The organism is Pseudomonas sp. ef1, assembly GCF_007293365.2.
GTDB classification, from domain to species: domain Bacteria; phylum Pseudomonadota; class Gammaproteobacteria; order Pseudomonadales; family Pseudomonadaceae; genus Aquipseudomonas; species Aquipseudomonas siliginis.
Genome location: NZ_CM129815.1, coordinates 5,019,843 through 5,034,638 on the forward strand (window position 1 = coordinate 5,019,843; position 14,796 = coordinate 5,034,638).

Annotated in this window: 13 protein-coding genes; 4 read left to right on the plus strand and 9 right to left on the minus strand. The window is 58.9% G+C overall.

Features of this window, described 5'->3' with window-relative positions; translation table 11 throughout:
* Window positions 1–8: 8 nt before the first annotated feature.
* The 5 genes from FEE99_RS22885 to FEE99_RS22905 form a co-directional block, all read right to left on the minus strand.
* Window positions 9–1,112 carry a hypothetical protein gene (locus FEE99_RS22885; protein WP_041477303.1) on the minus strand — a complete coding sequence of 368 codons (1,104 nt, stop codon included), beginning with the start codon at window positions 1,110–1,112 and terminating at the stop codon, window positions 9–11.
* A gap of 1,220 nt (window positions 1,113–2,332) precedes the next feature.
* On the minus strand, window positions 2,333–3,445 hold the full coding sequence (locus FEE99_RS22890) for a polysaccharide pyruvyl transferase family protein (protein WP_041477306.1): 1,113 nt from the start codon (window positions 3,443–3,445) through the stop codon (window positions 2,333–2,335).
* Window positions 3,446–3,460: 15 nt separating this feature from the next.
* Window positions 3,461–4,543, minus strand: a complete 1,083-nt coding sequence (locus FEE99_RS22895) for a glycosyltransferase (RefSeq protein WP_041477309.1) — start codon at window positions 4,541–4,543, stop codon at window positions 3,461–3,463.
* 40 nt (window positions 4,544–4,583) lie between these two features.
* Window positions 4,584–6,806, minus strand: a complete 2,223-nt coding sequence (locus FEE99_RS22900) for a polysaccharide biosynthesis tyrosine autokinase (RefSeq protein ID WP_041477311.1) — start codon at window positions 6,804–6,806, stop codon at window positions 4,584–4,586.
* Between the two features lie 39 nt (window positions 6,807–6,845).
* Window positions 6,846–7,286: a low molecular weight protein-tyrosine-phosphatase gene (locus tag FEE99_RS22905; RefSeq protein WP_041477312.1), complete on the minus strand. Its 441-nt coding sequence runs from the start codon at window positions 7,284–7,286 to the stop codon at window positions 6,846–6,848.
* A 289-nt stretch (window positions 7,287–7,575) separates the two neighbouring features.
* Here FEE99_RS22905 and FEE99_RS22910 point away from each other — a divergent pair, with 289 nt between their 5' ends.
* Both FEE99_RS22910 and tal read left to right on the plus strand, forming a co-directional pair.
* A complete protein-coding gene (locus FEE99_RS22910) occupies window positions 7,576–8,532 on the plus strand; it encodes a glycosyl hydrolase family 5 (protein WP_041477314.1) in 957 nt (318 codons plus the stop codon).
* Window positions 8,533–8,734: 202 nt separating this feature from the next.
* The gene (gene tal / locus FEE99_RS22915) at window positions 8,735–9,661 is read left to right on the plus strand and encodes a transaldolase (RefSeq protein ID WP_041477315.1); all 927 of its coding nucleotides are present in this window, start codon (window positions 8,735–8,737) and stop codon (window positions 9,659–9,661) included.
* 214 nt (window positions 9,662–9,875) lie between these two features.
* Here tal and rssC read toward each other — a convergent pair whose 3' ends face one another.
* The 3 genes from rssC to FEE99_RS22930 form a co-directional block, all read right to left on the minus strand.
* The gene (gene rssC / locus FEE99_RS22920) at window positions 9,876–10,358 is read right to left on the minus strand and encodes an anti-sigma factor antagonist RssC (protein WP_003226553.1); all 483 of its coding nucleotides are present in this window, start codon (window positions 10,356–10,358) and stop codon (window positions 9,876–9,878) included.
* Entirely contained in the window at window positions 10,358–11,539 is a 1,182-nt protein-coding gene (gene rssB / locus FEE99_RS22925) for a two-component system response regulator RssB (RefSeq protein WP_041477317.1), read from the minus strand. The genes rssC and rssB overlap by 1 nt, the downstream gene beginning before the upstream one ends.
* Window positions 11,540–11,884: 345 nt before the next feature.
* Window positions 11,885–12,574 carry an MlaA family lipoprotein gene (locus FEE99_RS22930; protein ID WP_016775470.1) on the minus strand — a complete coding sequence of 230 codons (690 nt, stop codon included), beginning with the start codon at window positions 12,572–12,574 and terminating at the stop codon, window positions 11,885–11,887.
* Between the two features lie 199 nt (window positions 12,575–12,773).
* Here FEE99_RS22930 and FEE99_RS22935 point away from each other — a divergent pair, with 199 nt between their 5' ends.
* Entirely contained in the window at window positions 12,774–13,394 is a 621-nt protein-coding gene (locus FEE99_RS22935; protein ID WP_041477319.1) for a phosphatase, read from the plus strand.
* Between the two features lie 108 nt (window positions 13,395–13,502).
* Window positions 13,503–13,766 (plus strand): DUF4404 family protein, encoded by a 264-nt coding sequence (locus FEE99_RS22940; RefSeq protein WP_016775472.1) that lies wholly within the window; start codon window positions 13,503–13,505, stop codon window positions 13,764–13,766.
* A 187-nt stretch (window positions 13,767–13,953) separates the two neighbouring features.
* Here the strand turns inward: FEE99_RS22940 and queF are convergent, their stop codons facing one another.
* Complete coding sequence (queF, locus tag FEE99_RS22945) at window positions 13,954–14,784, minus strand: NADPH-dependent 7-cyano-7-deazaguanine reductase QueF (RefSeq protein ID WP_041477321.1); 831 nt, start codon at window positions 14,782–14,784, stop codon at window positions 13,954–13,956.
* Window positions 14,785–14,796: the final 12 nt, after the last annotated feature.

Here is a 14,796-nt window from a genome sequence, read left to right on the forward strand (position 1 = left end):
CACCTGCCTTAAGTGAGAATTCTTGATTCGATCTGCACCGGTTTGTTCGCGCGCAGCATCAAGCCCAGGCCGACGAACAACACCGGCACCACCATGGAGAAGTGTCGGGCAAAGGAGCCGAAGTCCGGCTCGAACAAGCCTTGCACCAACAGAAACGCCAGCGGAATCGCGATCAGTTCCTTGGGTTTGGTCTGGATCGGCGCGCCCTTGTAGTCGGTCGAAGTGATGACTTTGAACAGCAGCAGCGCGGTCATGATCATCAGCGCAACAAAGATCACCTGCCCCGGCCCGGACAGCAGAATCAGCTCAACCGGGAACGACAGGCGGAAGAAAATGATCATCGAATCCAGTGCCTGGGAGACGAAGTCACTGCCGCTGAGCCACGACACGATGAGCGACTTCGAGCCCTCCTCGCCCGCCGTGCGCAGCTCGTTGTTGCTCGCCCGGATCGATGACACCGGAAAGCCCAGCGCCAGCTGAATGGCCATGGCCACCGCCAGATAAAACAGGAACAGCATCAGAAAGAAGGTGAAGCGCGAGACGTACTTTTTCATCACGCAGACGCCGACCCACGACAGCGAAAACAGAATCCAGTACGGCCGGATCAACACGCCGTAAATCACCGCCGAAAGAAAAAAACCGCCGCGATATTTGCGCGTCAATGCGCTGAGCAGAATGCTCAACACCGCCACCGAGACGATGATCTCCTTGGTCAAGTTCTCAAGGAAAAACGAGCGCACGATGCCCCATAGGCACAGGGTGCCGAAAATGGTCAGCGGCATGCGCCGGAACACCACCACCGGAATTGCAGTGAGGAAGAAATTGCAGAACATGCCGTAGGCCCAGGCATTGGTCAGATTGATCCCGGTGGGCCGCAGCAGGAACGCCGAACACTCGTAGGACGAGCGATCCGGCGAGAACGGGTTCCAGAAATTGCAGTTGTCGGCGCGCGCATATGACGACCACAAGGTCATTGCATCCGGCCCCGGATCACGCGGCACCAGCAACGGCATCGCCACTGACAGAAACAGTCCGGTGAACAGAATCAGGAAGGAAATAGACGAATCGAATTTGCGCCCACGAAACTCGATGCGCGGCAGCTTCAGGCCCATGACAGCGCAGCCTTTTTTCGCGCCGGTGACACGTGTCAACACTGCAATCACACCAAGTTGCACGACGATGGCGAAGACGTTGCCCCACGCTGCGCCATAGATCGAGTAATGCTTGATCAGCACATAGCTGACCGGCACCGAAATGAGCAGGCAAAGCGCCGCGCTGGCCAGCGACACCCGGCTGTTTTTCGAAGCAATCAAACCGCCCCAGACGATGTCGCCAATCGCCCGCAAAGCGAAGGAAAAAATCAGCACCGCGAGGAGCGCGTTATCCGGGCGCGGCACGCTGCTGGCGACGTAATCGAGCAGCACATTGAAAAACACATAGATCGCCACGGCCACAACCGCAGAGACCACCAGCGAGCGCATCACCCATTTGTTGACGAACAGTTGCCTGACCGTGAACGCCTGCTGATCGGCCTGAAACCGTTTGGCCAACACCGGAATGCCGACCACCGCCACCACCGCATACGACAACGCCTGCAAGGTATTGGCCGCCGACCACGCGTACACATATTTACCGAGGCTGGCGTAGGGCTCCAGGTCGATGATCAGAAAGCGCTCGGCGTACTGACTCAGGGCGATCAGACCGGTCCCAAGATAGAACGGCAACCCGGCCTTCCACACCGTCGCGGTATCCAGCGGCGCTGCTTCGCGGCCCTTGTGCACGTTCACCACGATCAAATAACCGGCGACGATCACCAGGACGTTGGCGGCGACCCACAGCCACAACACACTGGCGATGCCCGCGACCCAGCCGAGCACCATGCCGCCCACCGCCAACACCGCCCACAGGCCGGTCTTGATGAAGAACATCAAGGCGCCGGCGGTGGCTTTCTGCGCGGAAAACACGAAGGAATTGATTTCGAACGACAGGTGCTCGGTGAGCAGCACCAGGGTCACGCAAAGGATCAAGGTGGCGGTTGCTTCCACCGACTGGAACAGCGAATAGACCAGCACCGTCAGTACCGACAACAACAGCCCGACCGCCAGATACAGCAGCAGAACCTTGTCGACCACCCGCCGCGAGCTGCCGCCGACGCTGATCAAACGGTTGATTTCGGAACTGAAGCCGACGCTGTAGAACTTCGAAGCGATCAGCGAAGCCGCGACCACCACACCGTAAAAACCCAGCGCCTCGTAACCGAGGTAATGGGTGATGGCCAACACCAGCAAGAACTTCGCGCCCAAGGCTCCGCCGCGAAGCAACAGCCGAAATATCATCGAACGACACCCTTGATGATTTCGTCCATGGCCACGGTTTTCGCCTCGATCTCGCGGCAAGTGTCGGTCAGGCGCTTGCCGAAATCCGCCAAGGCATTGGGCGCGTAGACGGTGTTGATGATGGTGTCGACGTCGATGTCGCCGCCGTTGATCACCCAGTCCTCGACGCCCATGTCCTGATAGGCGCCAAAGCCTTTGCGCTCGTAGCTGATGTGATACGCCGGCACGCCGGAGAGCAGCGATTCGATGGCGCCGTGCAGACGCACCGAGATCACCAGATCGGGTTGGTATTTGGCGATGGTTGCCTTCAGCGACAGCAGGTCTTCGTTGATGCCCAGCTCGCGGTAGAACGCGCCGTCATCGTTGCCCCGCACCGCGCTCTGTACCGCGCAGACCACTTTGCTTTTGTTCTTCAGGCGCTGCAGCAGCAGTTTCAAATTGGCCACGTAAGCGACCTTCTTCTCTTTGCTCCACTCCGGCGGCTTGCGCAGCACCACGCAGACTGTCGCCGGCGAGGCGGCGCAGCGGGTGAATTTCGGTTGCTGAAGAATCTTGCTCGCCAGCGACTGCACGGCCAGATCCGGCGCGCGGTAGACGTTTTCGCAAGCGTCAAAAATCGCCGAGGAACGGTTGTCACGCACGAACACCGCATCGGCGCTGGCGTAGTGTTCGACGATCTTGCTGCTCTCGCCGTGGAACGGGCCGATGCTCTGCGGCAGGTACACCGACGGCACTTTGCTGAGAATCGCGGTTTCCAGTTGCTTGGCATGGCCGAGCTTCAGCTTGATGTGCTCGAAGGCGCTTTTCGAACGCATGTAACCGCCGCCAACGCCGACGATCAGATCGGTCTTCTTCAGCAGATCGGCGAGCCCGGCGTAGGACTGATTGAGAAACACCGCTTGCTTGACCCGGCCCAGACCTTTGGCCGCCATCACCGGCGCATCGAAACGCGGGTGCGGCAGATAGTTGAACGACTCAGGGTCGGACGCCACGACACTGATCGCGGTGTCGTCACCGAAGTTACGCTGCACCAGAGCAATGGCCAGATCGACGAGCAGGCCGTCACCGGAGTTGGACGCACTGTAGCCATGCAAAATCGTTACGTTCATAAGCTTGAGTTCTACTTAATAAGTGGGAGCGTGATACAGGTCGTAGGTCTGGCGGATCATCAACGCGGCGCTGAAACGTTCGCGGACAATGCTCCGGCCTTCGTTGCCGAGGTCGAGCAGGCGCGGCTTCTGGATGATCGTCAACACGTCGGCCAGCGCCTGGTGATCGCCGGAGGGGAAGACGTAGCCGGACACTTCATTGGTGACCAGTTCCGGCAGTGAAGTGCAGTTGCTGGCGATCACCGGCAGTCCCATGGCCATGCCTTCCAGCGGCACCATGGCAAAGCCTTCCCAGCGACTCGGCACAATCAGCGCATCGGCTTTCTGATACAGCGCCTGCACTTCACTCGGGGTCACCCACGGCAGGTACTCGACCGAATCCATCGGCGGGCACTCGACCGAATCTTCGTTGACCGCACTGCCGACCACGGTGAGTTTCAGGTCGTTGCGGTTGACCTTGGCGTAGGCCTTGAGCAGCACGTCGAAGCCTTTCTGGTAATCCAGGCGCCCGACGAACAGCAGATGAATCGGCTCGGCGCCAGTGGTTTTCGGCGCGTCATCCTTGTGATGAATGCCGTTGTAGATCAGCTTCATGCGCTTGCGCTCGATGCCGAAACGCGCGGCTTTATCCAGCTCGTACTGGCTGACGCAGATGATCACGTCGGTGACTTTCTGCAGCACCCGCTCGATCCACGCATAGACCTTCTGCTTGGTCGGCGAGCTTTCCATGAGGAACGAAAACGCATGCGGGCAGTAGACGATTTTCGGCTTGCGCCATGGTCGCAACAGCACACACACAACACGGCCGATCACCCCGGAAAAGGTGCTGTGCAAATGCACCACGTCGGGTTTTTCCTTGAGCAGCACCTGGCTCAGACGCCAGGCGAAACGCAGCAGCGACGGCACGTTGCGGCCACTGCGTGGAAAGGTGCGCACCTGCTGCGGGGCGATGCCGTGCAGCTCCTTGGCCTGATCCTCGGGCACCAGATAGACCAGTTGATAATTCGCTGCGTCGTCTTCGGGCGATGCCGAGATCGTGCGGATCACCGTCGCCACGCCACCTTTGATCGTCTCTGCCACGTGCAGTATTTTTTTCACAACTCACCCACTTCAAACAGGAAAGAACAATCGGCAACCATCAGGATTTGTCGGACGCGTATTCGTAGTTGTAATAGCCAGTGCCGCCGTAATAGCTGGCGGCACGTTTCTCGACGCCGTTGAACACCGCGCCTTTCAACTCGATGCCGTTCTGGGCGAAGCGGCGAATGGTCAGTTCGATCTCTTTGGCCGGGTTCACCCCGAAGCGAGTAACGATCAGACTGATGCCGGCCTCGCGACCGACGATGGCGGCATCGGTCACTGCCAACAGTGGCGGCGTGTCGATGATCACCAGGTCGTAGCGCTCGCTCAGTTGCGCCAGCAGCTCACGGAAGTTCGCATGCATCAGCAGCTCGGAAGGATTGGGCGGCACCTGCCCCCGGCTGATGAAGTGCAGGTTGTCGACTTCGACTTTGTTGATCGCCTGTTCGAGGGTGCAGCGCTTGACCAGCAGGTCGGACAAACCATTGCTGATCGGCGTGTTGAGGGTTTTGTGCAGGTGCCCTTTGCGCATGTCGGCATCGATCAGCACCACGCGCTGGCCGCTCAGGGCCATGACCGCCGCAAGGTTGGACGAGACGAAGGTCTTGCCGACCTGCGGGCTCGGCCCGGAAATCATGATGCGGTTGTTGGTCGAATCGAGCCCGGCAAAGTGCAGGCAGGTGCGCAGGCTGCGGATCGATTCGATCGACAGATCGGTCGGGTTGCGCAGCGCCAGCAGGTACGCCGGTTTGTCGACGCCATCGCGGGCGCGGCCCTTTTTGTTGTCCTCTTCTTCCTGCAAGGCGCTGTAGGGAATCGACGCATAAACCGGCAGGCCCAACTGCTCGATGCCCTCCGGGCCTTCGAGGCCACGGCTGAGGGATTTGCGCAGCAGCACCAGCGCCACGCCGACAAACGCGCCGAGCAATGTCGCGATCAGTACGATCAGCGGCTTCTTCGGTTTGATCGGATTGGTCAGGTCGACATCGGCAGTGTCGATCAAGCGCACATTGCCGACGGCCCCGGCGCGGACGATGTCGAGCTCCTGGGATTTATTCAGCAACTGCGTGTAGATCTGCGAGGCCACCTCGACGTCACGGGTCAGGTTGAGCAATTCCTGCTGGGTGGCCGGCAGGTCCTGAACCTTGCCTTCGAGGGATTTCTGCTGCTGGGTCAATTCGCCGATCTGCGTCATCAAGGCACGATAGGCCGGGTGCTGTTTGGTGAACTTGCGATCGAGCTCGGCCTGCTGCATTTTCAGCTCGGAGATGCGCGTTTCCAGCGCCACCGACTGGCCCAGCACCGACTGGGTTTCCAGCGAGATGTTTACGGTCTTGCCGTGGGTCTGGTAGGCATTCAAGGCGTCGCTGGCCTTGGCCAGATCACGCTTGACCTGGGGCAACTGGCTTTGCAGAAACGCGAGGCTCTGCGCGGCTTCCGCCGAGGTGCGGCGTACGTTCTGTTCGACGTAGAGCGAGGCGATCTTGTTGAGAATCTTCACCGCTTCGGCCGCGTCGGAGCTGGCCAGCGCCAGACGAATGATCCCCGACTCTTTGCCTTGTTCGGAGATATCCAGCGCGTCCTGATAGCCCTGAATGGTCACAATCCGAGGATTGCGCACCACCTGAAAGCGCGTGCCGGGGTTGGCCAACAAGTGCGCGATCTGCCCTTCTACACCGTCATTGGCAAACGCTTCGCCGGCCACGCCTTCGGCGAGCAGATTGTCGTTTTCATCGAACAGTTGAAAACGCTGCTGCTCGCCGGCGATCAGGGTAAGTTTCTTGCCGAGCAGGTCTTTCGGCAATTGCAGCCGATTGAATTCCAGACGTTCGCCGCCCCAGGCATAACTGTTCAAGCCGAAACGCGGCGGCGCGACGCTGGTCTCGCTGTCTCCGCGATAACGCCGCGAAAGAAAGCCGCCGATTAACGGGAACGTGTTGGGCGTGACGTCGATATCCAGGCGCAGGTCGTCAACGGTTTTGCCGATCACCGCGCGGGATTTGATGATGCCGATTTCGGTCACCGACGGCGATTGCCCACCGAGCATGCTGTTGAGGTCGGAGAAACCGAGCATGTCGTTCTTTTTCGGTTCGACCTGCACCAGCGCGTTCGCCAGGTACACAGGCGTTGCCAGAACCGCATAGGCGACGCCGGTGACCATGAAGGCGCCCGTCAGCGCGCCGATCAGCCACTTCTGGTCGATCAGGCTGCCGAAGATGCCGAGCAGATCAATACTGTCTTGATCATTGTCGCGGGTGCCGATTACGGACGGTAACTGCATAAGTCTGTTCTTACCATTTACTGTTCTGAAGAAGATTCATCAATGCCCGAGACGCTTTGCCCATGAACTAACAGCATCTTCAATCAATGCGTGGGCATGAATAAACGCGGCTTTGCCTTGACGATACGGATCATGTATTTCGCGCTCGCTCTGCCATTTACCGAGCAGAAACACTTTGCCTCTGGCGTGCGAGGCAATCTTCAGCACTTGATTGACGTGGGTCTTTTCCATGACCAGGATCAGGTCCGAGTCATTGACGATGTCCGAGGTCAGTTGCCGCGCCTTGAAAGCCTCGGCGCAATGCCCGTGTTCTTCGAGAACCTGCCGCGCCGAGGCCTCCACGCCCTCGCCGACGCGGGCGGACAGGCCGGCGGAAGACACGGTGATGGCGGACTGGCCCAGCGCGTTGCGCAGCAGTAGTTCGGCCGTCGGACTTCGGCATATATTGCCCACGCAGACAACGAGGATCTTTTTGAACAAGTCTTGCTTTCCTGTGTAATATCAAACAGCCAATATGCCGTGAAAGTTAATGAACCCTCACGACTTTCCTGCACTCAGAAATAGCTTCGCCCTGTTAGTACAGGAACATTAAGTACCACAGCGTTTTAAGCCGCCCCAACCACAATTAGCGGACTAAAAATAACTGTGATTTTCAGTTGCTGTTTTCCTGACAAAAAATAACATTCGCGCACTTAGTGCCATCACCGTTATCGGAAATTGAGTAACGGGATAAATATTCGTAGTTGTCATTCTCTTCAGGAGAGCAGACATGAAAACAGCACAGCGCAATAAACTCGCCGCCCTCGCCCTGATGGCGCTCGGTGCCACCAGCCAGGTTCACGCCAGTGAGCTGTTCCCCAACCTTCCAGCAAAAACCATCGGCGTGCAGGTGAAAATCCAGAGTTTCACCGCCGCCGATGCCGCGCAGATCAAAGCGGCAGGCTTCAGCTTTGTGCGCTTCGGTGTGTGGAGCGACAGCCTCACCGCCAAGACTTATCAGAAACAGGTCAGCGATGCCTTCGCCGCCGCCGCTTCCGCCGGCCTGCCGGTGCTGCTGACGGTGCGCGCGATCAAGGCATTGCCGGCCACTTCGCCCGAAGAGCTGAACGCCGCCGGCGGTAAGTTCGCCAACACTGTGACCGGGCTGGAAAAATCCTGGAGCTCGCAATTGGTGGCGATCGAAATCTGGAACGAGCCGGACCTGGAAACCTATTGGCCGACGCGCAATTTCGACACAACGTTCGTGCCGTTCATGGCCGGCATGTGCAAGGCCTTCGAAGGTCAGCCGCAGACGACACCACGGGTCGGTTTCGGCTTCGCCCGGCCGCCAAGCGCAAGCTCGGCGTCGACGGTGGCGATGAAAAGTATCGTCAGCGAGTACCCGAAATGCCTCAACGCCGTGTCTTATCACCCTTACGGCATGACCGCCACGCAAATCAGCAACGCGCAGACCTTCATCCAGCAGAACTTCAATCTGCCGGGGGTCATCAGTGAATGGGGGGTTTCGGCCCTCGCCTCCAACGGTGGTCCTGAGGGGCAAGCGACCAAGATCAACGCGTTTATTACCGACGTTAAACGCCTGAATATTCCCCTGACCTCTATCTATGAATGGAGGAACAGTGATTCAGGCAGCAACGATCGCGAGAAGAACTTCGGCTTTCTCACCTCTGACGGCCAGCCAAAACCGGCGCGGTTGTCCGTGGAAGGTGTGTTGAACGCTGAGTAGAGCTCGAGCAACCGGTCTGTTCACAGGTCGGTTGCTTTGAACCTGTGGGCTGTTTTGGCATCGTATTCAGCGACACCGCGCCCCACCTTTCAAACAATCGTTTTCAGGTTGTTGCCGCAGGGGCCATCGATCCACGAATGCACCCTTGAGTGCCCGTCAGCGCTCGGGTAATGTCTTCAGACCCATAGGATAGAGCACGCCCATGACTTCCAAGCTGGAACAACTCAAACAGTTCACCACCGTGGTTGCCGACACCGGCGACTTCGAAGCGATCGCCCGAGTCAAACCGGTCGACGCCACCACCAACCCTTCCCTGCTGCTCAAGGCTTCGGCCATTCACGGTTACGCCGAACTGCTGAACGATTGCGTTCGCGACTGCAAGGGCGATGTCGGCCTGGCCAGCGACCGTTTCGGCGTCGCAGTGGGCAAGGAAATTCTCAACGTGGTTCCGGGCCGCATCTCCACCGAAGTGGATGCGCGCCTGTCCTTCGACCAGGATGCGATCCTCAAGCGTGCGCATCGCCTGATCGAGCTGTACGACAAGGCCGGCGTCGGCCGCGACCGCGTGCTGATCAAGATCGCCTCGACCTGGGAAGGCATCCGTGCCGCCGAGATCCTCGAGAAGGAAGGCATCCAGACCAACCTGACCCTGCTGTTCTCTTTCGCCCAGGCCGCCGCCTGCGCCGATGCCGGGGTGTTCCTGATTTCGCCGTTCGTGGGCCGCATCTACGACTGGTACAAGAAGGCCAACGGCAACGACTACACCGGCGCCGATGATCCGGGCGTGCAGTCGGTGACGCGCATCTACAACTACTACAAGGCCAACGACTACAAGACCGTGGTCATGGGCGCCAGCTTCCGTAACATCAACCAGATCGAGCAACTTGCCGGCTGCGATCGCCTGACCATCAGCCCGGAACTGCTGGAGAAGCTGGCCGCCGATACCGGCAAGCTGGAACGCAAACTGGCGCCGGGCAATGCCGGTGAAGCGCGTCTGAGCCTCAACGAAGCGCAATTCCGCTGGTTGTCCAACGAAGACGCGATGGCCACCGAGAAACTGGCTGAAGGCATCCGTCAGTTCGCCCGCGACCAGGAAAAACTGGAAGCATTGCTGCAGGCCAAGCTGTGATTTGAGTTTGTAGAACGCAAAAAGGGCGAACCTGTGAGGGTTCGCCCTTTTTCATTTGCCTGCACTGATAAATGTATCGACCGACCCGACGCCATCGCGGGCAAGCCCGCTCCCACAGGGTATGTGGAGAACCTAAGTTTGAGGTTTCACGCGATCATTGTGGGAGCGGGCTTGCCCGCGATGAGGCCAGCCCAGACACCATCAATTCATGAGGTCAGTGTCTTTCCAGGGCATTGACCAGATCATGAAACGCTTCACGATTGGAATCGTTCAGGCCCATGAGAATCTTGTGCGCTTCCAGCACCTTGATTCGCACCACTTCCTCGGACTGGTCCTGATCCGGCAGGTCGTCCAGGCACTCCGGGCACGGCACCGGGTGGTTGACGATGTTGAACACCTGCTCGAAGCCCATCGACTGCAAAAGCCGAGTGATGTCTTCGTGGGTGGTGACAACCGTCGGCAACAGGCCGACCTTCTGCCGCGACAGGATCGACAGTTTGGCCAGCAGGCCGAGGGTGGTGCTGTCGATGCTGCGGGTTTCGGTCAAATCGATCACGATCGCGTTGAAATTCAGCGCGGTGAAGATTTTCTCAATAGTCGCATCCAACGCCGAACACAGGGTCAGGCGAACTTCACCGACGAACTTCAGGACGAAGGTGCCGTCCTGCTCGGCGAACTGGATTCTACCGGTACTCATTAAAGATTCCTGCTCAACACCAACAGGGCGATATCATCCGGCATCTCCCCTAGCGTGGCCAAACCAAACACTTGCCGCAGACCATCCAGGCTGCCGCCCGCTGACTTCACCCGTTCGGGCAAAGCAGCCTCTTTTTCTTTGAGCGTTGCTTCCGGCAAAAGGTCCAGAATGCCATCAGACATCAGCGTCAGGCTGAACGTCGGCGGCAGCTCAAGCACGTGGTCTTCGTAGGTGGCTTCGTTGAAAAGCCCCACCGGCAGACCACGGCCTTCGAGATAACGAACACTGTCAGGCGTGTACAACACAGGCAAAGGCAGATGGCCGCCGATGCTATAGGTCAACAAACCGGTCTCCTCGTCGATGACTCCACCGACCATTGTGACGTGTTTACCCAGCTTACAACTGATCAGCCCCCGGTTGATATGACCGAGCACTTCCGAAGGTTTGAACTCCGGCAAGGTACCGCTGCGTTTCGATTCGAAGAGCAAACGCGTGGTCATGAACTTCAGCAGCACGGTAACGAAGGCTGATGACGCACCATGCCCGGAAACATCCGCCAGATAAAACGCGACCCGGCGCTCGTCAACGCGGAAATAGTCGACAAAATCACCCGACAGGTACAGCGACGGGATGATCTGGTGGGCGAAATTGAATTCATCGATGCTCCACGGACTTTCCGGCAGCATGTTCATCTGCACCTGGCGACCGGCGTTCTGGTCTTCCTGGAGCAGATTCAGGCTGGCTTCAAGCTCGCGGTTGGCCTTTTCCAGCTTCTCGCTGTAGCGCTGGTTTTCCAGCAGCAGTCGCGCACGATCCAAGGCCCGGCGCACGGAGTGCTCGAGCACAGCCAGATCTTCGAGAGGCTTGATCAGGTAGTCCGCCGCGCCCAGGCGCAGGGCCTCGACCGCGTCGTTCATCACCCCGGCACCCGAGACCACGATCACCGGCGTCTCCGGTGAGCGCTCGGTGACCTGACGGATCAGTTCGAGACCGCCCATCTGCGGCATGCGCAGATCGCAGATGACCAGATCGGGCTCGTCTTGCTCGAATACCTGAAGACCCTGTTGACCGTTGCCGGCCTGCAGGACGCTGAAACCACTGTCTTCCAGATAGGCCGCGAGGCTCGCGCGCACTACCTCGTCATCATCGATTATCAGCAGCGTGGCACTGGTTTTTGGCATGTGGGCAAACGGCGCCAGAATTAGGTTGGCGTAGTGAGCGGGGCAACGGCCCTGCGCAGACTACTGGATTCGCTTTCTAGCCTCTCTGTTGCAGCGCTTTCAAGCATTCGCCTGGCGCGGGGTTTTAAACAGAGGTGCCCTTCTAAGGCGCAGACGGTACTCCCATCCGCAGAGCGTTTCAAGCATGCGCCGATTGTCGCTTGACGACTTTGTTTGTCAAATCACCGGGAGTTATAAGAACCGCTCCAACGGTAACCCGATGGAAGGTAGTGGCAGTCGCAGGCGACGCTCTGGCGCGGACAAAAAAGGCGACCCGAGGGCCGCCTTTTTCATCACCGGTCAAAATCAGAAATCGTCTTCAACCTGACCGTCCTTCACCTTGAACTCACGGTTCTGCAGGTAAGCGTTGCGGATGAAGGTGTATTTATCGCCGCTGATCAGCTTCTCGCTCGACAGCAGGCTGGCGCGGGTGTCGACGATGTTCAGGCCGAAGATCGAGTTACGCGTCGGCACGTGGTCGATGTAGCGGTACGCGCCGGTGAAGCTGTCGACGTATTTGGACGGTGCGTCACGCAGGGTGCTCGGCCCCATCAGCGGCAGCATCACGTATGGGCCGCTGCCCACGCCCCAATAGCCGAGGGTCTGACCGAAGTCTTCGTCGCTGCGGTTCAAGCCCATCTTGGTGCCGACATCAAAGAAGCCGAGCAGTCCGAAGGTGGTGTTGAAAATCAGTCGGGCGGTATCAACGCCCGCCGCAGCCGGTTTGGCCTGGAGGATGTTGTTGGCCAGGTTGGTCACGTCGCCGACGTTGCGGAACATATTGTGAATGCCGTCTTCGACGAACTGCGGAGTGATGAACTCATAACCCTGGGCCAAAGGCTTCAGCGCGTAGGTGTCAACGAAGTCGTTGAACTGGAAAATCGGCCGGTTGACGCTTTCCCAAGGGTCTTCTTCGGTGGCCGCCTGGGTGGCGAACGGCGCCAGCAACAGGCTGGCACATACACTTAGCTGAGTGAGCGAAGGGCTCCAGCGCATAGAAAAACTCCTTGGATTCGATACTGGCGCGGTCCTCTCGGCCCGGGCATTAAGGCCGCTAGTATAAGCGTAAACGGCGATTTGGGCAGTGCACCGCTGCAAGGATATGCAGGAAGTTTCCTACACAGGCTTTCACTCGGCTGTCATGCAACTGTCACCCCAGCGCCCTAGCCTTGAGCGTTATTTCAGGGACGTTGCCATGACTCACGCCGAAACCTTGCCCGTCGCCGCGCCCGGCCTGACTGCCGTGCTGTTCGGCCTGAGCGGTTGCCTGGTGGATTTCGGTGCCCGCGCCGCGCAAGAGCTCAACGCCCAGCCGGAACATGCCAAAACTACACCCGGCGCACTCGATAGCTTGAAAAGTTTGCAGCGCCAAGGAATTCCCTGCGCGTGGCTCGACGAATTGCCCCCTGCCCTCGCTCAACCACTGGCCGCGTCGCTGCCGGACTGGATCAAGCCGACGCAACATTCAGCAACAATGAATCCGTGGCCCGCCCCCAACGCCTGCTGGCAAGCGTTGATGAGTTTGAACATCGACCGCCTCGACGGCTGCGTGCTGGTCAGTGGTGAGCCGCGCCTGTTACAGGCCGGTCTGAATGCCGGGTTATGGACGATTGGCCTGGCGTCCTGCGGCTCGCTGTGCGGCCTGAGCCCGAGCGAGTGGCAGGTTCTGTCGCAAAAGGAACGCGAAAAGTTGCGCGGCAAGGCCACCGTGCAGTTGTTCGGCCTGGGTGTGCATTCGGTGATCGATCATCTCGGCGAACTGGACGCCTGCCTCGCCGACATCAGCTTGCGCCGCGCCAAAGGCGAAAAGCCCTGATCGGCGTCATGCAGGTTTACCAAGAGTGGATTAATCTAAAGGTCAGCCATAGACCTTTGGCGCGTGGCTGCGGTCAATGCCAGTGCCTATTGATAAAAGGAAACCACCATGCCCGCCCAAGAACTGCAAAAACAGCTCGATACTCTGCGCGAGCAGCTGGAACACAATCCACCGCTGTCGGAAGCCGAGCGTGAGGATCTGCATGCGCTGATGGCGCAGATCGAATCCGAAATCCAGCTGGAAACTGCCACCCAGGACGCGAGCATCGCCGACGGCGTGAACCTGGCGGTCGAGCGCTTCGAAGTCGAACACCCGGCGATCGCCGGCACCCTGCGCAATATCATGAATACGCTGGGCAGCATGGGCATCTGACGCCCCGCCGCACAAAAAAGCCCTGCCAGCGATGGCAGGGCTTTTTCATTTGCAAAATGTGCATGCAAGCCCTTGTGGGAGCGAGCCTGCTCGCGAAGGCGTCGTGTTAGTCGACATCATCGTTGAATGACACACCGCATTCGCGAGCAGGCTCGCTCCCACATTGGATATCGCACACTCAGGATCTTTATTGACGTACGAGCCGATGATTCGGCAGCTGTACGCTTTCGGTACTGCGATACGGATTGATATCCAGCCCACCACGGCGAACGTAACGTGCAAACACGGTGAGCTTTTCAGGTTTCAACAACCGCTGCAGATCGAGGAAAATCCGCTCCACGCATTGTTCGTGGAAGTCCGAATGCTGGCGGAAGCTGACGATGTACTCCAGCAGGCTGGCGTGATCCAGCGCCGCGCCGCGATATTCCACCACGACGCTGCCCCAGTCCGGCTGGCTGGTCACCGGGCAGTTGGATTTCAGCAGGTGGCTGTGCACGCTCTCTTCAACGATCCGCGAATCATCGCAACGCAGCAGCTCCGGACGCGGGTGTTCATAATTGCTCACGCTGATATCCAGATCGTCGATGCACACGCCCGGCAACCCCACCACGCCTTCAGCTTCGACGTCCTTCAGACTGCGAACCCGAACGCCCACCGGTTTACCGGCAGCGGCGGACAGATCCTTGACCAGCGTCGCTTGCAATGTGGCAACGTCGGCGAACGGCGTCTGGTTCAGCGAGTTGAGGTAGAGCTTGAACGACTTCGATTCGATGATGTTCGGCGAGTCCGCCGGAATGCTGAATTCAGCGATCGCCACCACCGGTTTGCCCGACGGCAGCAGCCACGACAGCTCGAAGCAGTTCCAGAAATCCACGCCTTTATACGGCAGGGTTTCGGCGGTCAGGCCCAGCTCGGCCCATTTCGCGGTGCGCGGAATCGGGAACAGCAGGGACGGCGTGTACGTGGCGATGTATTCGCTGGATTTGCCCAGCGGCGAATGTTCGGCTGCGGGATGCATGGCGGAAACCTG